The 21758-nt window shown below is 57.5% G+C and carries 16 protein-coding genes and 1 pseudogene; 6 read left to right on the top strand and 11 right to left on the bottom strand.

Features of this window, described 5'->3' with window-relative positions:
• Positions 1 to 54 precede the first annotated feature (54 nt).
• The 5 genes from FVF58_RS26950 to FVF58_RS26930 all read right to left on the bottom strand — a co-directional run bounded on the left by FVF58_RS26950 (position 55) and on the right by FVF58_RS26930 (position 8506).
• Positions 55 to 972 (bottom strand): hypothetical protein, encoded by a 918-nt coding sequence (locus FVF58_RS26950; protein WP_149672873.1) that lies wholly within the window; start codon positions 970 to 972, stop codon positions 55 to 57.
• The gene (locus FVF58_RS26945) at positions 969 to 1775 is read right to left on the bottom strand and encodes a HipA family kinase (RefSeq protein WP_149672872.1); all 807 of its coding nucleotides are present in this window, start codon (positions 1773 to 1775) and stop codon (positions 969 to 971) included. The genes FVF58_RS26950 and FVF58_RS26945 overlap by 4 nt, the downstream gene beginning before the upstream one ends.
• Before the next feature lie 335 nt (positions 1776 to 2110).
• On the bottom strand, positions 2111 to 5230 hold the full coding sequence (locus tag FVF58_RS26940; RefSeq protein WP_149672871.1) for a type I restriction endonuclease subunit R: 3120 nt from the start codon (positions 5228 to 5230) through the stop codon (positions 2111 to 2113).
• Positions 5231 to 5330: 100 nt separating this feature from the next.
• On the bottom strand, positions 5331 to 6671 hold the full coding sequence (locus FVF58_RS26935; protein WP_149672870.1) for a restriction endonuclease subunit S: 1341 nt from the start codon (positions 6669 to 6671) through the stop codon (positions 5331 to 5333).
• Positions 6668 to 8506 carry a type I restriction-modification system subunit M gene (locus FVF58_RS26930; RefSeq protein WP_149672869.1) on the bottom strand — a complete coding sequence of 613 codons (1839 nt, stop codon included), beginning with the start codon at positions 8504 to 8506 and terminating at the stop codon, positions 6668 to 6670. The genes FVF58_RS26935 and FVF58_RS26930 overlap by 4 nt, the downstream gene beginning before the upstream one ends.
• A gap of 778 nt (positions 8507 to 9284) precedes the next feature.
• Between FVF58_RS26930 and FVF58_RS26925 the strand changes: the two genes are divergently transcribed.
• The 3 genes from FVF58_RS26925 (at position 9285) to FVF58_RS26915 (ending at position 12376) form a co-directional block, all read left to right on the top strand.
• Positions 9285 to 9728 (top strand): site-specific integrase, encoded by a 444-nt coding sequence (locus tag FVF58_RS26925; RefSeq protein WP_149672868.1) that lies wholly within the window; start codon positions 9285 to 9287, stop codon positions 9726 to 9728.
• 165 nt (positions 9729 to 9893) lie between these two features.
• A complete protein-coding gene (locus FVF58_RS26920) occupies positions 9894 to 11507 on the top strand; it encodes an AAA family ATPase (protein WP_149672867.1) in 1614 nt (537 codons plus the stop codon).
• A complete protein-coding gene (locus FVF58_RS26915) occupies positions 11504 to 12376 on the top strand; it encodes an HNH endonuclease (protein WP_149672866.1) in 873 nt (290 codons plus the stop codon). Before FVF58_RS26920 ends, FVF58_RS26915 begins: the two co-directional genes overlap by 4 nt.
• A gap of 317 nt (positions 12377 to 12693) precedes the next feature.
• Here FVF58_RS26915 and FVF58_RS26910 read toward each other — a convergent pair whose 3' ends face one another.
• From FVF58_RS26910 to FVF58_RS26885, 6 genes and pseudogenes are all read right to left on the bottom strand, one after another.
• Positions 12694 to 13431: an H-NS family nucleoid-associated regulatory protein gene (locus FVF58_RS26910; protein WP_149672865.1), complete on the bottom strand. Its 738-nt coding sequence runs from the start codon at positions 13429 to 13431 to the stop codon at positions 12694 to 12696.
• Positions 13432 to 14453: 1022 nt separating this feature from the next.
• Positions 14454 to 14630 (bottom strand): annotated as a pseudogene (locus tag FVF58_RS54835) (SOS response-associated peptidase family protein); the annotation flags it as partial.
• A gap of 291 nt (positions 14631 to 14921) precedes the next feature.
• Positions 14922 to 15233: a hypothetical protein gene (locus FVF58_RS26900; protein WP_149672863.1), complete on the bottom strand. Its 312-nt coding sequence runs from the start codon at positions 15231 to 15233 to the stop codon at positions 14922 to 14924.
• A gap of 170 nt (positions 15234 to 15403) precedes the next feature.
• On the bottom strand, positions 15404 to 16534 hold the full coding sequence (locus tag FVF58_RS54255) for a DUF2339 domain-containing protein (RefSeq protein WP_149672862.1): 1131 nt from the start codon (positions 16532 to 16534) through the stop codon (positions 15404 to 15406).
• On the bottom strand, positions 16441 to 17859 hold the full coding sequence (locus FVF58_RS54250; protein WP_188130939.1) for a DUF2339 domain-containing protein: 1419 nt from the start codon (positions 17857 to 17859) through the stop codon (positions 16441 to 16443). Before FVF58_RS54250 ends, FVF58_RS54255 begins: the two co-directional genes overlap by 94 nt.
• Before the next feature lie 180 nt (positions 17860 to 18039).
• Positions 18040 to 18792, bottom strand: a complete 753-nt coding sequence (locus FVF58_RS26885; RefSeq protein ID WP_246217215.1) for an RDD family protein — start codon at positions 18790 to 18792, stop codon at positions 18040 to 18042.
• A gap of 857 nt (positions 18793 to 19649) precedes the next feature.
• Here FVF58_RS26885 and FVF58_RS26880 point away from each other — a divergent pair.
• The 3 genes from FVF58_RS26880 to FVF58_RS26870 all read left to right on the top strand — a co-directional run bounded on the left by FVF58_RS26880 (position 19650) and on the right by FVF58_RS26870 (position 21338).
• Complete coding sequence (locus FVF58_RS26880; protein WP_149672859.1) at positions 19650 to 19919, top strand: DUF1488 family protein; 270 nt, start codon at positions 19650 to 19652, stop codon at positions 19917 to 19919.
• 90 nt (positions 19920 to 20009) lie between these two features.
• On the top strand, positions 20010 to 20240 hold the full coding sequence (locus tag FVF58_RS26875) for a hypothetical protein (RefSeq protein ID WP_149672858.1): 231 nt from the start codon (positions 20010 to 20012) through the stop codon (positions 20238 to 20240).
• Positions 20241 to 21086: 846 nt separating this feature from the next.
• Entirely contained in the window at positions 21087 to 21338 is a 252-nt protein-coding gene (locus FVF58_RS26870; protein WP_149672857.1) for a hypothetical protein, read from the top strand.
• The last annotated feature ends 420 nt before the right edge of the window (positions 21339 to 21758 follow it).

Raw genomic sequence — 21758 nt, 5'->3', positions numbered from 1 at the left:
TTCCTCGTCAGGTTCTCGGCACATCTCAATCGCGTGAGCTGTCAGATAGACTTCTCAATCGACCGACGCCCATTCATAGACGTCGCGTGCCAATGGGGCGGGGTCATCATGAGCTGATACGACGAAGCCCTGTTGTTCGAGGCTCCAACTTTGCTCGCCAAGGATATTCTCAATCCTCTCACGGTCAAGCGCGGGCATGCTGTCGGTTGCCGGTGTCATGACGAAAAGCCCGAGACCTCGGTCCTGAAGCCGGTTCACCCGAGCATAAGTAGTCAGGTCTCGCGAAGCTCGCAGGAAATTCAGCTCAACGCTGGTCGGAGTCTTATACACGGCTGAGATGACACTTCCAGCCTTGCCTGTAGGTGCAAGATTGAAATCCAGCCAATGAGACTGGCCGGTCGATTCATCGAGGAGCGCTCGTTGTGGTTCAGTACTGATTCTCTCAAACGACAATCCGGCAATTCTTTTCAGCTCATCATCGACAAGACGGCGCACTGCGGCGTTGTCGAGAGTGACGAACTCGCGGGTCTTCCTCTCTTCGCGAGGAACTAGAGGGACAACGTCGTGATAGAGTCGGCTCAAAACAGCATCAACCGACACACCTGACGTGGCCCATTGACTTCCGATTGAGATAGCGTCAGTCTCGAATGGTACGTCGTCGAGGCCGACGACATTCTTCTGCGCACGCAGCATGCCCTGCTCGGCCGCGTCCATGAGTTCGCGAATTTGACCGAGGTCATCTCGGCCATAGATACACTCAAACTTTGAAAGGTCATCGAGCAAACGGAAGCTGAACGGTCCGCCTGGTGTGCCGACAATCACCCCAATGGTGTAACGTTGAGGCGCGAAAGCATCCGGTTGCAGTTCGATGGTGGCCCAGACGCCCTCGAACTCAGCTGCAGGCACAGCGAGCGCATGGCGTCTAACATGCGCAAGAGGGTCTGTGTCCGTCGACATGAATAAGGTCTTCATACGATGCACCCCAATTCATCGGCTAGCCAATCGCGTTGAGCGCGTTGCCCCAAGAACTGCAGGACGTTTGCTGTCAACGTTGCGGCCTCCGTCGAGTCGGAAATCACCTTTGAAATGAACTGCTCCAGTGAAGGCGCGACCTGCACGAGAGCCTGTTCATGCTGCAAGGATGCCACCGCCATCGACGCTTCAAACTTCGTATAGCCTGCCTGTTTAAGGAGGTTCCGGGCCTCCTTTCGCAAACTATTGTGCGCATATTGGAGGCCACTTGCTACCCAGATTAACGTATAGAGAATCAGTTCATTGTCGATGGGGATATAGTCGCCACCATTCGTGCGGAGGAAATTCCCAGTATGGCGGTCCTGATTTTCGACCCAGTGGTCGAAGGCCGCGATTCTGGCGATGTCGCGATGCTTGAACGCAGTTGCCTTTCGAGCTGCTTGGAGCCACTTCCACCGCGCGGAGATGTGCTTGCCAGAAACAGCTGAGGTGCAGAAGGCTGGTACCTCTTTGTACTTCATCCAATGCTGGTCCAGCGGCATGCTCTGACGAAGCCTGCTAACGGGAAGCAGAACAACTGCTGCGAACTCCGGCCGAGGCAGGTCGAGGGCAGCAGCTATCATCCATGCAATGCTCTCTGTGAGCACCATGGGGTTGCCGAGCGGGGCAGCTTTGACAAAGCATTTATGCAAGCTCCCGTTTGCGTCGGCGATGACCGCTTGGTGGGTAGTGTGGTTCTGCCCCTTGTTGGCGGCCGCGCCACGGAACTCCCGCCAGGCATCAGCCGGCAGAATTGGAATCATGTAGTGCCCTCAGTCTCTTTTGTTCTTCTCTGCAGATTACGGCTGCTGCCGCCGACTCTTTATAGCAGGTGTCCCCACGCCGACTTTGTGCTGCGCCCTTTGGGGCGCCGTCCCGGCTTTGGCGGAACCATCGCTCTGCGCATGGAATTGTACATCCGTCAACTGCGGCGAGCATCGCCCTCCGTCTCACCACCGCTGCACCTTCAGTGCATCTGACCAAATCGGGTTGTCCGGCATTTTTTTCCCAATTTAGCAGCACGCTTGCGACAACAGGACGGATGATGCTCGACACCAAAAGAACCAGACCGTCTGCACTAAACGGCGACTACTGTCATTTATCTCGACGAATTCGCTGAATCGCGTCCGCCCGACCGCGCCCGCAGCGCTTCATATAGCTGTGCCGGCCCCAGCAGGATTTCTGTCAGGCCTTCCTGCACGCGCTCCGAACCAAGTGCCTGCGTACTCATTGCGCTATGCGCCTCGAACGCGTCCATGATTGCATGCACGAGTGCTTGCCGCAGGTCTGGTGAGTTCGCAAACTGTTCCTTGCTGTTACTCATCGCCTGTTGCATGAGTGTGTCATTTTCCAGTAGCTTGCCCTTCAGCACCCCGTTCACGTACACAAGCTGGTCCTCGTCCGATAGCTCTCCCTCGAAGAGCCCATTGACCTTCTGGATAATTTGTTCCAGAAGTGCCTTTTCCTTTTCCTGAACGGTGCCGCTACCTACTGCATCCATTGGCGGCAACTTCGGCGCGTCACCCTGACCGAGGCTCAATGTTTGTCGGCCGATGTTTCTCAGGTTGTGGTGCGTCAAAACAACCTTCGACAGGTCGACAGTATCGCGCTCGCGGCCGAACTCCAACAACGGTATCAGCCGCTTGAAGAACAGGAAGCGTTTTTCGATGTCCGTGTTGCCGTAATCGAAAATCTGCGACAGGAATGCGTACAGGCGGATGAATGCACCCATATCGTTTTTGAAGAGCGCGAGGGCGTCGAGCGCATCTTTCGCTGCCTGCGCGGCCTTGTCGTCATGCTGTGCTTCGGCCGTTATCTTCTCTTGCTGCGCAGCCTTGTACCGTTTGAGGAGTCTATCTGCGACGGGCGCAATCGCTGCGCTCAGTTGCGCCTGCGTCCCCTTCGGGTCCATCTCAACCTTGGCCACGCGGTCGACCTCAAAGTCGTCATAGTGGCCACTGGTGTCAAGCTTGGCGCGCAGGTCGAAGACGTGGTGCGGGTCGGTGGTGGCTTCGAGCTCGGCGGTCTCGTAGTAGGTCTTGAACGCCTTCAGAACCTCGGCGGCATCGTTGACAAAATCAAGGATGTAGGTCGTATCCTTGCCGGGGTGGGCGCGGTTCAGACGAGACAGCGTTTGCACCGCCTGGATGCCCCCGAGCATCTTGTCCACGTACATTCCGCACAGCAAGGGCTGGTCGAAACCCGTCTGGAATTTGTTGGCAACCAGCAGCAGGTGATAGTTCGGCTCGGCAAATGCGTCGCGGATATCACGCCCCTTCAGGCCAGGATTCAGTTCCTTACTGGTTTCCGTAACGGGCGTCGGAAAGCTCTCCGCGTCGTCGATTTCCCCGGAGAACGCAACCAGTACCCCGAGCGGATAGTTCTGCTTTTCGATGTACGCGCGAATAGCCTTTTGCCAGCGCACGGCCTCCTTACGACTGCCGACAACGACCATGGCCTTCGCCCTGCCATCCAGAAGCGGCTGCACGTTCTCACGATAGTGCTCGACGACGATGCGCACCTTCTGCGAGATGTTGTACGGATGCAGGCGGACCCATTGCATAATGCCTTTCATCGCCGCACTGCGTTCAACCTCCTTCTCGTCGTATTCCTGACCGTTGTTAGCGAGCCGGAACGCAAGCTTGTAGGTCGTGTAATTCTTTAGCACGTCGAGGATGAAACCCTCCTCGATGGCTTGGCGCATGCTGTAAACATGGAAAGGTTGCGGCAGACCGTCGGGACCGGGGCGACCGAACAGTTCCAGCGTCTTCTGCTTGGGCGTCGCGGTAAACGCCACGTAGGTCAGCCCTTCGCGGCCGGTGCGTGCGCCCATCTGCGCGGCGAGCAGCACTTCGGTATCAAGTTCCCCACCATCTTGCAGTTCTGCCCATTCTTCGGCCGACAGCAGTTGCTTGAGCTTGGCCGCCGCCTCACCCGTCTGTGAGCTGTGCGCCTCATCGGCTATGACCGCAAAGCGTTTGCCTTCCGTTGCCGCAAGTTCTTGCACTGCCTGCAGGGCAAACGGGAACGTCTGGATGGTGCAGACGATGATTTTCTTTCCGTCCTTGAGGGCTTGCCCCAACTGCGCGCTTTTGCTCCCGTGCTCGTTGGTGATGGTAGCCACGACGCCTGTCGTACGCTCGAAGTCGAAGATGGCCTCCTGCAACTGCGAATCGAGCACGGTCCGGTCGGACACGACGAGCACGCTATCGAACATTTTGCGATGGTCGGCGTCGTGCAGGTCGGCGAGGAAGTGCGCCGTCCAGGCAATGGAATTGGTCTTGCCCGAACCTGCCGAGTGCTGAATCAGGTACCGCTGTCCGGGACCCTGCGCCAGGACATCAGCAACCAGCTTCCGTGTCGCGTCGAGCTGATGGTATCGCGGAAAGATGACGGCCTTGAGCTGCTTCTTGTCGTCACGCTTGCCAATCAGGTAGCGGTGCACGATGTCGAGCCAGCTGTCTCGCGCCCACGCCTCTTCCCACAAATAAGCTGTGGCGAAGCCATCCGGATTCGGCGCGTTGCCCGCCGCACCGTGGTTGCCACGGTTGAACGGCAGGAACTGGGTAGCAGGACCTGCGAGCCGCGTGGTCATCATGACTTCGGTCTGGCTCACCGCGAAGTGCACGAGGGCACCGCCGGGGAAGCTGAGGAGCGGCTCTGCCTGCCCGCCCTTTGGCTCGGGATGGCGGTCAAAGCGATACTGGTCGACCGCGTCCTGCACACCCTGCGTGAAGTCCGATTTCAATTCGGCCGTGGCGACCGGGATGCCGTTGACGAACAGCACTAGGTCCAGTGCGTCTTGCAGGTGGTTTGGCGAATGCCGCACCTGGCGGACCACGCGCAGCCGGTTGGAGGCGTAGTGTTGCAGGATGACCGGATTGATGGCCAGCACGGGTTTGAACTGCACCAGGGAGAGCGGCTCCTTGAGCCCCAGCATTTCCACGCCACGGCGTAACACGTCAAGGGTGCCACGCTCGTTCAGGCTCTTGCGTACCCGTTCGGCCAGACGGTCGTTGAGCGCGGAGCCGTGGGTCTTGGTCAGGCGCTGCCAGGTGTCGGGCTGCGTCGATTCAATCCATGCCAGCAGGTCGGGCAGGAAGAGCGCGTTGACGCGGTCGTAGTGCGCGGAATCGCCTTCGGCGTACAGCCAGCCGTTGGCGCCCAGGTGCTGGCACATTTCCGCTTCGAAGTGGTGTTCCTGGTGCAGGTTGCTCATGCGATACCCGAATTGGTCTGTTGGTCTTCTGCAATGGGCTAGCAAACCTCGCGAGTCGTCGGCTCGACGTTGCCTGGAAGGCAAGACTGGCCACCATCTCTCACGCTGCGGCTTCCATCACGGACGAGCGTTCACGCACATCGATTTTCCCGGTAACGGCGGCGGCAATCAGGGCGCTACGGCGCTCTTTTAGCAGGTCGATGGCGCGTTCGGATTCGGCTTTAAGGATGTCCAGCTTGTTAGTTTCAGCGTGGAGAAAAGCCGTGATAGCCAACTGCTCATCGATTTCCGGAATCGGAATTGACAACCGACCTACCTGTTCGCAAGTGATAGCGCCCTTGGTACTGCCACCACCGTCGCTCTCCGTCCGCAGATACTGATATGCCATATCAAAGACGCGCCTCAGAAATTCGACGCGAACAATCCTCTCCTCGGGCTTAATGTAGGCGACGTGCTGATTTATCGTCGCTTCAAACATCAGCGTCGCGGCCATCCCGCGTGTACGCCCTTGCCCCGTTATCCCCAACAAGACCGCTGGTGGCTCGATGATTGGCAAATGACACTCTTGCAACGCAGAAGCCGTTACAAATTGCTCGGACTCCAGCACTACGTCTTGGTTAACTACCGAACTGTTCAACCAAGGGTATATCCCTTCTGTCCAATATCCGGGGTTGTCGCGATTTGGCGTGGAACCATTCCCTATCTTTGCCACATATCTGACCGGCATGACTCGCCATCGCGCCGGCACCTCACCCAGCCAGGCGACGCCCGAATCTTTCATCGGCGCGTCCGGATTGAGGCCACGAGTCACAGCTTGCGAAATGGTGGCCTGTCGCTTTTCTGCCAGCAAGATGAGGAGCTTTTCCTGCTCGGCAATCAGCGAATCAATCTTGCCGGTCTCACGGTCGAGAAAATTCAGAATGCCTGACAGGTCATCAGAAGGTGGAACGGCGATACGAATTGAACCGATTGTGTCGGTATTTAGGTTCAGTTGTGTTCCCCATTTCCCAAGTCCTGCGTAGCATTGACCAGCTTCGAAGACTCGGTATAAGAACTCCGGGGGAATTCTTAAGCGCGGAAAATAAACGAAACCGTCGTGAATGCATGCTTTGATGGAAGAAATACACGGCTTACCGACAGTTCCGGCAATGCTTACGAACAACTCTCCAGGTTCAATTTTTACGCTTAGGCTGGAACCCAACTCGGACATACGCTGAGTGGTTTCCCTAAGCGTTCCGTTTGAAGCTGAAACGTCGGCAATACGCACCCATGCATATTGACCCTCGTCGTCAAAGAACTTCGCGTCGTCGATAGGACGTGGTGAGGCCCCGCGCTGGACTGGCGAGAGCAGTTTGATAGCCATCACTGTCCAATGGCTCGGCACCTTGCCCAGCCACTCCACTCCACTTTCTTTGTATTTTGAATAGCGCCGCAAGCTCATTCCGCCAGCTCCCCGAGCATGCTCATGATGTTCGCGGCGACCGCTTTCAAGTCCTCGTCGATGGCGTGCAGGTCACGCGGTGGCTCGAACACATAGAAATGGCGGTTAAACGGAATTTCGTAGCCGACTTTGCTCTTGTCGAGGTCTATCCACGCATCTGGAGCGTGCGGCAGTACCTCCCGCTCAAAGTAAGCCTGAATGTCGTCGGTCAGCGGTACGTTTTCCGTGTCGCGCGACGCGCTGTCGGGCTGCGGCGACCCCTTCTGCTTGCCTTTCTGGACCTTCACAATCTCGCCTAGCTCGTCGCGCAGCGGCCGTTCTACTGTGATGGTGGTATAGCCAAACTCCTCGTTCCGGAAGACGCGTGAAATCGGTACGGACTTCAACTTGCCGCCAGCAGGTACTTCCGGCGCATGGCCGCCTGCAGGTACAACCCAGCGGGAAAGCTCTTTCCCATCAGCATCGAACACCGTCGACATTTCGGCCTCGACAAAATCCCCGAAGAGCCGCGTAACGGTCGCGATTTGCTCGTCCGACATTTCCTTGCGCTTGCTGCCCAGACTCTTGCGCATCTTCTGCCAGAAACCGGACGCGTCGATAAGCTGCACATAACCCTTGCGGTTTTTCGGCTTCTTGTTCGACAGAATCCACACGTAGGTCGCGATGCCGGTGTTGTAGAACATGTCGGTCGGCAACCCGATGATAGCTTCAACCAGGTCGTTCTCCAGCACGTAACGGCGGATTTCGGATTCACCCGACCCGGCACCGCCGGTGAAGAGCGGCGACCCATTCAGCACGATACCGAAGCGGCTCCCACCGTCTGCGGCTGGGCGCATCTTTGAAAGCAGGTGCATCAGGAACAGCATGGAGCCGTCCGAGACGCGCGGCAAGCCGGGCCCGAAGCGGCCATCGAAGCCCTTCTCTTCATGCTCCTTGCGAACAGCTTTTTCGACCTTCTTCCATTCGACGCCAAACGGAGGATTGGACAGCATGTAGTCAAATTTCCGGCCACCATGACCGTCGTCCGAGAGCGTGTTGCCGACGATAATATTGGCGACATCCTGCCCCTTAATGAGCATGTCCGCCTTACAGATGGCGTACGATTCGTCGTTCAACTCCTGCCCGAACATGGTGAGCCGCGCGGCCGGATTGTGTTCAAGCAGATATTCGCCCGCCACCGAGAGCATGCCGCCAGTGCCTGCGGTCGGGTCATAGATGGTCCGCACCACGGCGTTGCCAGACGTCAACACGTCGTCGTCTTCAATGAAGAGCAGGTTTACCATCAGCCGGATGACCTCGCGCGGGGTGAAATGCTCCCCGGCGGTCTCATTTGAGATTTCCGCGAATTTGCGAATGAGCTCCTCAAACACCAGACCCATCTGCGCGTTGTCGACAGCAGACGGATGCAGGTCGATGTTTGCGAACTTCTCTGTGACCAGGTAAAGCAGGCTGGCTTTCGCTAGTCGTTCCACCTGCGTGTAGAAATCGAAGCGCTCGAAGATGTCGCGTGCAGCAGGGGAAAACGCCTGGATATATGCGTAAAGGTTCTGCCGAATATGGTCCTGGTCGCCGAGCAGCTTGACGAGGTCAAGCGGTGATGTGTTGTAGAACGACTGCCCGGCTTTTCGGGTGAGGAAGGGGTCTGGGTTCAGCCCCGCTTTGGTCTTGGCATCAAATTCAGCAAGTACCGCTGACTTGGTCGGCTCCAGTACGCAATCGAGGCGGCGCAGCACGGTGAATGGCAGGATGACGCGTCCGTACTCCGACTGCTTGTAATCCCCACGTAGCAAATCAGCTACGGACCAGATGAAGGATGAGAGGGTTTGGTGGTTCATTTTTTCGGAGCCTATACCCGCTACAAATTGCTTACCGGCCGCCCGACTGGGACGGTGCTTTTGGCGTTGCCGTATCTATCGGCACAGAACGTCGGAGATTTTACATCCCGACCTGGCAAACTGAAGGCAGATATCGCACAGGCTGTTGCGAGAACGGTTTGGTCAGTCGCGGCGATTCCGGGACGTGGCACCCTCGGTGGCGCAAACAACGACCCGGCCATGCGGTCACCCCTTCCGCGCAGGTAAAATGAGTTCGAGCAGCCACGCGTCGTGAGAGATGGTGCGCCTGCCAGAAACTCAAGCCGCACGCGCTATATCTTGCGCCATCAATGGCTGCCCGCCCGCTTGGTCGGCATCGAGCTGCCGTGCTCGCACGCGATGATGCATGGCGCCGCACACTGGAGCCGGACACCCTCGCTCTGAGTAGAACCGACCTCGTGAACCCCGAGCAGGCTCTCATTGACCAAATCGCCTTGAACAATCTCGGAAGCGCGTGGGCCGCTGCATGCACGCTACTGCAAAAGGAAAGCGTCGACTGGTCGCAAACATCAGTGCCCATAATGGTGTCGTTCGTAGAGCGCTTGCTTCGCGAAGAGCTTGACCTCATGCGGATTAGGCAAGCTCGGCTGAACGGCGCCGATATCCCGTTTCCCAAGGTGCCCGCCGGCGCTCTGGACGACGACGAATGGGCCGTTATGCAAGCAACATGGGAAGCGGCGCGCCTACCCAAGCCTGCTAGCCGATACGAGGCCGCCCTTGCAGTAAAAAGATTACGCGAATGCACTGGCGACAAAAGCCGTGCGACCTTACGCTCACAGATGGAATGCTGTTTCGGTCCACGCTACTCGCTCAGCTATCGCGCGCGCGGGCCAAGTCGAGCTTCTCGTTAGTCCGGTCGATACTGAAGACTGCTGCGGCCGAAAACCGGATACCGCTTGGCGTAAGTCTCGCGTTTGAATCGGTGAAAATTGAGGTGTCGGAGAAGGCCGTCTGCTCGTACCAGCCGTTCTCTATCAATCAACTACAGGCGTTATTCGATGACCCCGTGCACTTGGGTGGACTGCGCCCAGCAAAAGGCGGTTGCGATGCCGCGTTCTGGCTGCCCCAGCTTGCTCTATTCATAGGTATGCGCCTCGAGGAGGCAAAATTTGGCGCGATGTATGACCCGCATCCTAAAGTCACGCAATTTGTTGCCGATAAGCCGTGGTCTAGACATCTCTAGAGATACTTGCATGACCTCGGTCATGGTTGTAATCGCACGTGGACGCGGGCGCTCTGACCCGCCTGGTAGCGCGTGGTCAAATATGCGACAGATACGGCCTAAGTTCCACTATAGGGACGACCATATGTCCCGTCGCGCCGGCAAAAAACAACATTGAGGTGTAGCTTGTCAGAACGCGTTTATTTCGGGCTTGGTCCCGATGCTGCACGGATGGTTCCAGAAGGCTCCATTCTTGTGTATCCGTCTACCGATAGCTGGAATGATTTTGGTTTTAAAACGCTATGTGAATATGTGCTTTCTGAACAGGGTAAGACGACGAGCGGAACCTTTCGCCTCGCATTCGTTAATGGTGGCGAGGAAGTACACGAAGACATCGCGAGACAAGTCAAATCTGGTAACGCTGCTCCCGCCTCCCAGTTTTCGCCTTTCTTTTCTATTCAGACGGGAATGGAAAGATATAGGAGCATAGTCCAGGAACGCGGTCCCAGCGGCGCGAAGGAGCTTTTGAGCAACTTGCATGACCTCGTAGCTCTTAACAGAACCTCCCCCGCACCAAAGTGGCTTGATGCAGCATTGGGCAGTGAACATTTTCACAAGTCCTTCCTTCGGGCGTCCGATACTTTTTTTGCCTACTACCATGCGGCACCGGTACTCGACGGATTAGAGTACGAGAGCTTCCAGACAGCGCCCAGCGCACTAACACTTAGCTTCGAGCTCGCAGGCTTCCCGTCGCCGCATATTTTCAACTTCAGATTTTCGTCCGACTCGAGCCCGGCCAAACGATTTGCTGTCGTTATCGGGAATAATGGAGTCGGCAAGAGCCGCGCTCTACACGAAATTGCGTCCTCCGTGCTCGAAGACAGGCGCACCTTGCATGACGGTCGAGGTGGTCGTCCACAAATTAGCCGTCTCCTCGCCATCGGTACTCCGGGGGAAGCTGAGCACACTTTCCCTCAAGCCTATTCGCCAGGTCAGACGACGCCGTACTATCGACTGGCCGCGCTAGAGACCCGAAGTGAAGACTCTTTACCAAACATTCTCATCCGGCTTTCCCGGGACCGTGAGAATCTCGGGACAATGCAGCGTTGGTCTATCTTCGAAGACGCTGTGGAGAAAGTGCTCCCTTTTGACGACCTGTGCCTGAAAGCCCGAATTGATTCACTCGCCTCGTCTGGCGTGGTACCACTTCGACACCTACGTTCCAGGGGGGAACAAGCCAGCGCGAATAGCATTCAGATGGTCGACTCTACCGGCACGCTTTATCGACTGATTGACGGCAATCCGGTACCACTAAGCAGCGGACAAATCTCATTCATCCGGCTGGCAGCCCAGATGAGCCTTTTCATTGAAAACGGCACACTCGTACTACTCGACGAGCCGGAAACGCATTTACATCCAAATCTGATAACAGATTTGGTGGCTATTATCGACCGAATACTATACCTGAGCGGCTCCATCGCAATCGCGGCAACGCATTCGGCATATCTAGTGCGCGAGGTTACGCGAAGTCAGGTTCACATTGTGAGTATAAGCGACCCTGGGCGGGTGACAGTAGTGCAGCCACGTCTGAAGACTTTCGGCGCGGACGTTGGCGCAATTTCACAGTTCGTTTTTGGTGACAGCATCGTCAACCGGCTAATAAATGACCTTGAAGCCGAGCTCGATAAGAGCACCGATGCCGCAATCCGGTGGCTCGAAAGTGTGAAGGAAGAACTGTCCACCGAGGCGACAATGCATCTGCGCCGGGAAATCGAGAGACGTAGCGGGCGTCTACAATGAAGAAATTGGACCTACCATTGCATGACGACGCCGCCGCCGCGCACGTTCTATCGGTCAATCACCGATTAAAGAGCTATCCACTACTATCCTCGCATCTTAGCGCTATCACGAAGCGCTATGGCGAATATACGGAGTCCGCCGGCAATCCATGGGCATTGGGCGGCCCGCTTCCCCTTCCGCCCACGCTTGGTGACGCCATGCGCGCTCACTACGACACAGCCCCAACAGGCTTGGAATTCATTGCGCATATGCGCTACAAAGCGTCGCCAGACGTGTGTCCAATGTGCGGCAGCTTTGGAACGAGCACTTTGGACCATGTCTTGCCGAAGAGCGTCTATCCAGAGTTCGCGCTCTTTAGCCGCAATCTTGTACCGGCGTGCAGCTGCAATTCACTAAGAGGTGAGCGCTATCAAGGTAAATCCGGCGATGCTCGAACCCTTCACCCCTATTTTGACAGCAGCTTGGGGAAACGACTCGTATACGTTCGCTTTGGCGGGAATTTCGATAATCCGACTACCCGCATTGAGGTAACACATGATGGTATCGCGAATAATATCTATCCGTCGCTGAAGTTTCACATCGATACGGTTCTGGCGAAGACAGCTCTCTTGGTCTGGGCTTCGAAAAAATGGGCGAAGTTTCAGAGAGACCCCGAATCGATATTGTTCAGCCTTCCCCAGAGCGAGCTAAATGAGCATGACATCCGTGACGCAATCCGCGCACGATGCAAAGCCGTAGATGCCGAGTACGAAACGTCAAACAATTGGTATTCCATGTTCCTCTGGGGGATACAGCTTTACGAAGGAGCTACCGCCTATATCCTCCGTCGGGTAAACGCCCGGCGAAGCGGCGAAACAGAGATGCTCTGACGCTTGCTGCATTGTCAGATGCTTGCCAGCAAGTAGCGGTATCTCCATGAAGCCGCTCCGGTCTCTCGAGCTTTAAGACGACTTTGTCGCTGCTGACAACGATGCGTGACTTCTCGGTTGTAGAAGCGGTGGATGGCTCGATGGTCGGCGGTATGGCTTTTGAGAGGTCCTATCGCAATGCACTTATGCGGTCACTGACAATTGCCCAGACCGCTCGCATTGTTGGTCTGGGCAACGCCATGATGGCACGTTCAAAAGACCTCGCGTACCTTCTCGATGGCTGCAGTCGGCACTACCGCTGTCGGCGCAGCCCCCGCTCAATCTATCAAAAACTTCTTGCGGTCACTCACTGCTGCCAACCACCCCGGCGCGCGCCCGCGACCGCTCCAAGTCGCACCACTCTTCGGGTCGCGGTACATCGCCGGTTGCGGTCCTTTCCGCTGTCCCATGCCCGCAGTCGCTTTAACCGACTTCGAAGTCTTCTTGACCGCAGTCTTCGCCTTGCTCGCAGCACCCACAACACCCGCGTTCGCCGCAACAGTCGCTTCAGCACCGCCTGCAATCAGGAACTTACTCCTGTCTTTGGTTTCGGCAATCCACGCCGGTGCGCGGCCGCGTCCACTCCACGTCGCGCCCGACTTTGGGTCCTGGTACATCGCCGGCTGCGGGCCGCGGACGTAATTGCCAGCAGTCTTCCCTTTGCTGACGGGAGTTACCTTCGCCGCTGCTGTATTTCCGTCAACCAAGAACCTGTCGCGATTCTTTGCCGTCGCAATCCAACCGGGGGCGCGGCCACGGCCTGACCACGTAGCTCCGCTCTTTGGGTCACGGTATTTCGCAGCGGCATCACGCGTCTTATCGGCAGTCTTCGCTCCAACCTTCTTCGCACCTCGCTTGCCGCTAGCATGCCCCTCAATATCCGCAGCCTTCAGGCCGTGTTCTGCCATCAGCTTGCGAATTTTCTCGATGACACCCGATGACTGTTTCGCAATCAGAGCCTCGGCTTGCTGCTCAAGCTTTTTAATTTTTGCCTGCATAGATTCCAAAGTTGTCATTTTTTCTCTCCCTTTGAGATGTCCGCACTATGCCATGCGTATCGGCCGTCCGCTAGCTGTTGTCGATTACGTCTTGAGGAGCATTGGCGGAAGGTTCAAATAGCGGAACTGTCTTCAAGGGTCGACGCACGCAACGTCCCCAACTGGACGAGATAGTTTCGCAGGCGCTATGACTTGTGATGCATCCAAGTCGATGCTTTGCACGGCGCATTCCAGGCATAGAAACCGCCATTCACGTTTGTCGCTCAAGGACCGCTACGTTGATGCCGTAATCAACGCTAGCCGGCCGCTCAGTCCGGTAGAAAACAACCATTGAAATCGAGGACTTTGATGGCAACGGTTAGCGGATACATCCCGCAGGTCACCCCACTTATGTTTGAATCTGAAGAAGGACGACGAATGGCGAGCGGGTGTCTCGAAGAACAAATCTCTGACGCCAATCAGAGTGGCCCAGCTGTTGACAATGCCCCACAACCCCGCGCTCCATTGGGAGCTGGATAGCATGGCGGCGGCCTCTGAAGCGGGGAGACTCGATGCAGAGCAATACGTCGAACAGTTGTTTGCAAGTAAGGAAGATGCGCGCGTTCCGCCATGTCCTACGAGACGCGGGCGGTGACCGATGGCCCAACGACCGTCACCACAATGCCCTCAGAAAGCTGGGCAATGCTGAACTCGACGTGACGAGCTACGTAGGAATCGCAGGCATCTTCGACCAGCAGAATGAGCCACGACTACCTGCTGAATAGGTGCACAATAAGATACGCCAGCTCCGACAACGACTGTACAAGTTGCGCCAAGGTGTCAGCTCCTCAAGTCTGTCTGCGTGAGTGTATCTGCGTCATCGTTGAGTCAGTTTGAGCTTAAGTCTCTCATACCCTGGGCCAATCATCAATTTCACATGCCGAAAAGTAAGCCGCGGGATGACCCAGATGCTCCGCGAGCGGTCACAGGTTACGGCGATAGAGTTTTCTTTTACGCGGTCCCGCAGCTAAGTCCCTTCAGCTGGGGGGCAACATTACCCGTTAGGCCGCCAACCTGCGCTCATAAAACGGCCTGTCCCTGTCATCAAGTATCGCGTGCAATGTCGTCAGGTCAGACGCGTCTGGACTCAACCAAGCGTCAATGTTTTCACGCTTTATGGGAACAATGCAGCGGTCGTGTCCAGCAGCGGCGACCTCCGGCGGTGGCTCGTCCGTAATGCAACCCAAAAGTGACAGCGTTGAGCTCGACCCTAATGGCCCGGAAGTTCCCGCGCCCTCGGCAGCCGGCTTGTCCACAGATTTTGTTAGCAAGGTTGTGGACAACCCGCTTGCATTCGTCGCAAGTACTTGAGGGACTTGGGCTTTGCTCTTTGGCTGCAGGCAGGGCAGGCGCTTCATCCGGCGTCACACCCTGCTTGAACCTTCTAGTTCGAAGCCGCTTTGGTCCTAACAGCAGTGGGTTCGCCGGTCTGCTTGAACATCTCGTCCATCAAATCCTGTACGACACCGTCAGCATTCGGAAACTGGTGCAGTACAGAATTTTTCCAGTGTCCCTTTCGCCGCGCCGGTATAGGAGTCGACGGCTTCAGTCGTCAGACCGTGTTCTGCAAGCAGAGCTTTGATATTGGCGATGAGGAGGCATTCTTCTTCCGGAGGATTTCTTCCACCTGCTTTTGCAACTTGGTGATTCGGCTCTGTACTTGTTCCAAGGTAACCATTCACTCCCCCAGCTTTTTCCGTCAAACGTAAATCACAATTCAGATGGCCGTTAAGACTGCCGAATTGTGTTTGAGTTGTGGGCCAGCAGACGGAAAAGTCCAACGCGCTATCGCCGCCCGCACTATTGTCCTCATAGCAGCAAAGCGAAAGGCCCGAGCCCTCGTGCTAACGGCGCGTCATGTTTCACGCGTTTGCCAAAGACACTGCGTTATTGCGCACGGTCTTGAGTGGGTACGGCATACGTCCCAGCATCGGTCGTTACTTTCCACTCGCTACAGCCCCACCCCCTCCCCACGCCTGGTCGGCGCCGGAGCCAGGTAGCCCGCCAGCACAAACAGCAAGCCGCTGCCGATAAAGGAGAGTACGCGCCAGATAGGGCTCGCGGCGCTCATATCCAGCAAAATCAGCTTCGCCACGACAAACGCACTGATAACGGCCCCAACTATCCAAAGGGCCCGGTCATTCACCCGGGAGCCAACCACCAGCGCAGCCAATGCGGTTACTGCCCACGCGAGCGTGATGGCCGCACGCAGGTCAGTGAGCGCCAGAAGATACGCAACCAGCAACGCGATGCCGACAGCAACGACCGCTCGGGCAAACGGACGCGCGGTGGCATGCGCGACCAGTACGACGGCGAACGTCATCCAAAGCGCCTGCAAAGCGGTCGAGCCCGGGTACGCCTTGAATACGACCGAGTACAGCCATTGAATCGCAAACGCGGAGGGCAAGACGAGCCGGGTGGCACAGTTGCGAACCATTGGAAGCGCGGGCGTATCGGGAATCCACGACTGCAACGGGGACGCGTTGAGGACCGCAGCGATGCAGAGTACGACCCAGCCAGCCAGCGCGCACTGGTTGGCGAATGAGTCTGCCATGGGCACATGCTGATGCGCCAGCGCACCCAGAATCACGGGCGCCGTGATGAGAAAGACAAGACGGCTATTCACGCCAACCGGAGTCGCATAGACGTGCACCAGGATACCACTCAGCGCGCACGCTGTAATGACGCCAGCCACCTGCACTATCTCTGCGGCAACTCCGACGGGTGGGACGAGCAAGGACAAGAGCATCACCGTTGCAACGGCCGCTGAGTGGCACACGAGTGCGCTGAAATTACCCTCGCGGCGATACCACCACCCAAGCCCAGTTGCCAAGGCAAGCGTACCCGGCAACGTATAAGCGAACACGGACCCGCCCGGCTCATGACGAAACAGTGCGTAGCCCGAGACCAACGAGAGCACAGCCGACAGCATGTGGATGACCCAGGCATCCGCTGCATTCCGACGCATCACCGCAACGTACCCAACGACTACAGCCAGGGCGGTTGCCACCAATGCGGCGGTGCGTCGAGTGGCGAGAGGCCGATGCCCAGTGCCGCCGCTCCCGGCACTGTCCCCAACCATCGCAGTCGGCCGGGTAGGCTCAGGTATGCACAGACCGCCACCGCACCGGCGAGCAACGGGGTCAGCGCTGAACCGAGGCCTGGAGCCAGAATGGCGACCATTGCGGACAGAATCGCCAACGCGGCGTGCACGGCATAAAACCCTGGAGCGTCTTTCCAGAGCACAAAGTACAGTCCAAAGTGAACCAAAGCAGCGAGCGACGCCGCGACCGTCAAACCCGTCTTGCCCCCTATCCAGTATTCCAGGCCGAGTACCACTGGCGTTAGCAGTCCGGTCATCATCTGCAAGCTGAAGGCGTCTGCCCGCGTCGATTCCCCACCGTTCACGTACAGCAGGGAATAAGACGCGAAGAGCGCAAAATACGCAGCGAGAAATGTGTGCTGCATCCAGAGGGGCAACGCCTGTGCGTGGCCCGTGTACACCCCGAATCCGAGCAGCAACGACCAGATGAACGCCTGGAGGCCCATCTCTATCCAGCGCTGACGCAAACCGACATACAGGCTGACGCTGTGGACGAGCAGCCCAAAGACGAGCACGACGTCGAGATGGACCGTGCCTCGGACCGTCAGAACCGGTGCCAGGTAAGCGCCGGCAAAGCCGAGGAAAGCGAGCGGCTTGGCGGCCTGCCGAAGACTCAGTGCGACCACTACCGCGGAAAATACCGCGAAGATGGCGAATGCCGACCACGCCGCGATAAGTTCATAGAAGGCCATGGCGGCATAGGTGGTCAAATAGAGCACGCCCGCGCCGCCTCCCTGCAGTACGTGAGCATAGTCGGGCTTGCGATTCGACAGTCTCAGCCCAGCCGTCATCAGGCCGACGCCAAGCAATGCAGCGAGCGCGAGTCGCAGCGCCGGCGGAAACAGACCGTGCAGCACCAGCATGGGGAAGAGGAACGAACATCCGAGCAATACGAGGGCCACGCCCACGGCCGCAAATGAGTTTTGCTTGAGCACCGTCCACAACTTGTCGGCAATCGGCGGCAAAGCAACGGGCTCCGGTGTGTACTTTGGCGACATCGCAGGCTCGAGCCCAGTGCTGGTTGCCTGAACTTCGGCGTTCTTTGAGACGGATTGAATCTCTGGCATACCGGCAGCGGCTGGGGGACTCACCGCCACGGGCTCGGCGCTTGCACTTGCATTTGCCGGTGGCAGAAGGCCTGCACCGGGTGCCTCCGTGGCCGATGTGGTTGGCGACGCCTCAAGCTTCGCGACGCGGGCTTGCAACTGTGCAAACAGGCCGGAGAGGCGGCGAAGCTCTGATTGGAGGCTCAGCGCGTAGCCGCCGATACCAAGTAGCAAAAGAAGCAGGACGAGTGTGAACATGCGAGGCCACCCAAAGTTTTGCCATGCAGCGGCGGTTTCGTCCGCTACCCGGCGTCCGAGTTGCCAGGCCATAGCGGAAAACGGCAGCCAGGTTGGAATGGCACGCCCGCGTTGCCAGTTCCAGCACTGTCTACTGCCATCCCTGTCAACCTCGGCTGCCTTGTTCGCGAAAGGACATATCTAGGAAATTCCGCCACTGTGCGAGTTTGCTATTTTTGAGTCGGAATCCTTCTGCCAATGGGCCGCTGGCGATGCTGCCGCACGATTCGCTTCTCGTTGGTTGCTTACAGCCGGAGAAATTCTGTCGATGCGAGAATGCCTCGCGTGCTGATACGCATTCACCGACAAAAGAGCAAGCGCAAGCAGGACCGCCACTACGTAATGCGCAATGGTGCAAGTCTCTCTGACAACACGAAACTTGAGCTTCGCATCCCACGCGGTCACACCCTCCCGCTTCAGGACCATACAACTCACAATCATCGTCAGTTGCCGGGCGACAGGAAACCCAAACGCAAGACCGCGTGCCCATATGGCGCAGTTTCTTTTCAAGTAGCGGCGGAACGACGGACGGGTGCCGTCGCATTCAATCACTCGAACGCCGAGAATTGCCTTACCTACACTATTTCCGCACGCGGCACACACAACGGCGTCGACGAACATTGCGAGAGGCAGGTAAATGGAAGTCGATACCGTCACCGAAACAAAGTGACTCCACCGGAATTGCATCAGGTGGGCACCCGTTGTTGCGTTGACAATACTCACTGCCAATCCGAGAACGAAACTCCACAGTATCAGGTCCAGGCTTCGCGCCGCGTAACGCCTCCATGACCCGGGAGCACCAAGGAGAGCATTGCTTTCCGTTATGTGAGACTGCTGCAGTTCACCGGTGTCTGTCCCCGTTGCATTGCCAGCCGATGGCTCCAATCCGGACATGGTCGTAGGTGCGCGAACGGGCGGGTCCCGGTCCTTCCTGAGAAGAGTGGCGCCGAGCCAGAAAATGCCCCATAGCATGGCGAGTGGGAAAATCGCGATTGCTAACAGCGCGTATAGCGGATTGAGAGTATGTGCCGCCAAGCCGCAGCCGAATGCCAGCCAGATTGCAGATGGCACAGCAAGTGCCCTGACGGTCCATGACCCGTGAGTCATGTCGCCCCCCGTATTCTGTCAGAAGTATTCCCGACTTTACTGCCGCCGATTGTGACCGTCCAGCGGACTTGTGTGTGATATCACCCAAACGCACAGTGAGCAAACGATTGCGGATACTAGACGTAGGTGGTCTCGATGCAGCATCGCAAGTGACGAGTCGAGTCCTTCGCTTGTCGCCGGCGCCAAAGATACTTGCCGTGCAGCTTGGCGCATTCTTTCAGAGAGTATGTGGTTACTGACGTACCGCGTTAGACTGTGCGAGTTATCGAGCCCAGGCGCACAAGTTTGTTCCTTTTCGTCAACCAGTACATTTCCGCCCGCTCAGTTCGTGTGCGCCCGTTGAAACCGCTGAAGTTGTCGACCTCGGAGCCTGGCTGTGTCCCCGCTGCCCCTCTTTTCGCTGTCCTTCATCGCCGCAACCAGGCTCGCCGGGTCCAGAAGCGTCGTTGGGCCCAATCAGAAAGAATTGATTGTGCAGCCACCATCGAACCACAATCGCCGGTATGCCAACACGATAGGCCGCACAACAGGCGGCGTGGGACACCTGTTAGCGCGCTCTCACTTATTATCAGGCGAGCGCACAACGCGAGACGATATCCCCATTCGTACCGTCGGCATCACCGTACCCTTGCAGCGCACGAACCATGGACTCCACCTTCGCCGCCGACGTCAACCTTTCCGCCGATGGAAAGCTCGTCCTCGTCGTTATTTCTGCCCGCAACCAGTCGGTGCAGAGTTCAATCAACCGCGAGGCTCTCGAGCGGCATTTCTGGTTGCCGGCCGGCGCGATTGACGCGCGCACATTGAAGGCATTCGCCGACGGGCGACGGCGCATTTCGGCCGCGGCAGAACGGCGGACGCTCAGGTCGGCCGGGGTGGCGGTAGCCTTGACGGCAGCGGAGTTTGCGAGGTAATGATGCAACTGTCGCCGCACACGACCCGCGAGGTTGTGTAGTGACCGAACTCAACGTAGGTTTGCAGTGTGTTTGTTCGCAGGAACGCAGATGAAGGAAAAGAAGGTCTCGGCCGAAGCATCGGCCCTTGAGCGCGTGGTGAGCGCCGCGCGCGAAGTACAGGCAGCATCGCAACGGCTGGAAGTGCACTACGCGCAGGCTCCCAATGAACAACCGTCGACACTCGAGTTGGCGCGGTTTGCTGCTGCCATGCAGGAACTGAAGGATGCGCGGGAAGCTTTCGATGCATTGCTCGAGAAAAGAGACTCACCACAGTCCTAAGTGAGTCCCATGCGCCCGTCTGCGATGGGCCTCGCGCAATGCTTTTGCAGCCTTCGCGCCTTGGGTCCCAGACTTTCGCTGGCGAGCGCCGACTGCGGTCGGTTTCGCTACGGTTGAGCCAGTCGCACATCTTTCGTCGGCCGGTACTGGCAGAGCATGAACGCCTCACGAGCCGCGACGTCGCTCCCACCGTATATGCCCGCAACGACGCAATCCGCGGCGATGCATTCAAACGTCGAATCCTCGAAAGTAATCACGAAGTGACGCTCGCCGACCGCGGCGGCGTCGCCACTTGACGGTTGCACAATAGCGGACGAATTCAAGACTTCCTGCACGCAATTCTCAGCCAGCCCGTTCGGCGCAAACGGGTGAACCGAAGCGTCTTCTTTCGTATAACATCGACTCGCTCCGCCTTATCGCTTCCACGAAGGACCTGATGTTTTGAGCGCCTTCCTGGTTGGCGACCAGCGCGACACCTTTCAGCCGCAGGTAGCCGGTAGCCAGTTACATATCGGTTCCGGGCCGGTTATCCCGCCGTCGTTCGGGCCGGGCAGTGCAAGGTATTTTCGCAGTACACCCTGTGTAGCAGGCGGTTTGTCAGCCCCGCGCCCTATAACAAAGCCCAAAGGTGCGAGATGCATCGGCGGGTTCACAAGCTCCATCGATATCGCGATTTCGCCCCGATGAGCTGCGCTCCGTACCCCGGCTCGGCGCACCGCGCGTCATTTTCCAGATAGCGTCCGCACCAACCGTATTCGATGCCTCCCAGGGCGCGAGTGCGATGGCAGGGTGCGCGAATAACGCAAACCCTCGGGGAAGACAGAAGGTGGTTGCAAGGAGTGAATCATGAAATCACAGTTGATGGTCGTGCTTGCTGCTGGCGGATTGCTGGTCATGCCGGGGCTCGCAAACGCCCAGGACACGATGCCGGCGCCGCAGGCCCAGCAGCAGCAGCAGAGCCCCACTACTCCGGCCGCGTCCTCTGACATAAACTCGCAGTCGTATGGTGGAGTGCCCGCCACAAACACACAAAGCGGCAGGCGCGCCGCAGAGAAGTGCAGGTTGGACCCGCAATGCAATATCTTCTTCGGTAGCTGAGCGATTTCTGCGCTGTGCATCGTCTCATCAAGTAGACCTGTAGGTGCTCCAGGCCGCCGGCTCCCTGAAGCACTATCAGTTATCGTGTCGGCGGGAAGCCCCCGAGGGTCGTCCCAATTTATAACAACGACGGCCCTAAGCAGACACGCTGCATTGATAACTTCTCGTACACTGCAAACAGCATTAACCTGTCGACGACGGGATTCGAACTATAGGCATTCAACGCCTCGCTATCGACGCCAGGCTACGACCTGCAATTGTGTTCAAAAACATTGGCACGCTGGGCGGATACATCGTGTTGAACGGCACAGCGATGGCCTGGGGCGACGCCACAAAATCAGTCAGTGCGACGCTCACCATCACGCCTCAACCCCACGTTGAGGGGCCGTAGAGGTGAATGGGGAGGTGGTGACCGCTGTC

It is taken from the genome of Paraburkholderia panacisoli (assembly GCF_008369935.1).
In the GTDB taxonomy this organism is placed as follows: domain Bacteria; phylum Pseudomonadota; class Gammaproteobacteria; order Burkholderiales; family Burkholderiaceae; genus Paraburkholderia; species Paraburkholderia panacisoli.
Note: the sequence above shows the minus strand (reverse complement) of the source record. Positions and strands in the feature narration are given on the sequence as shown.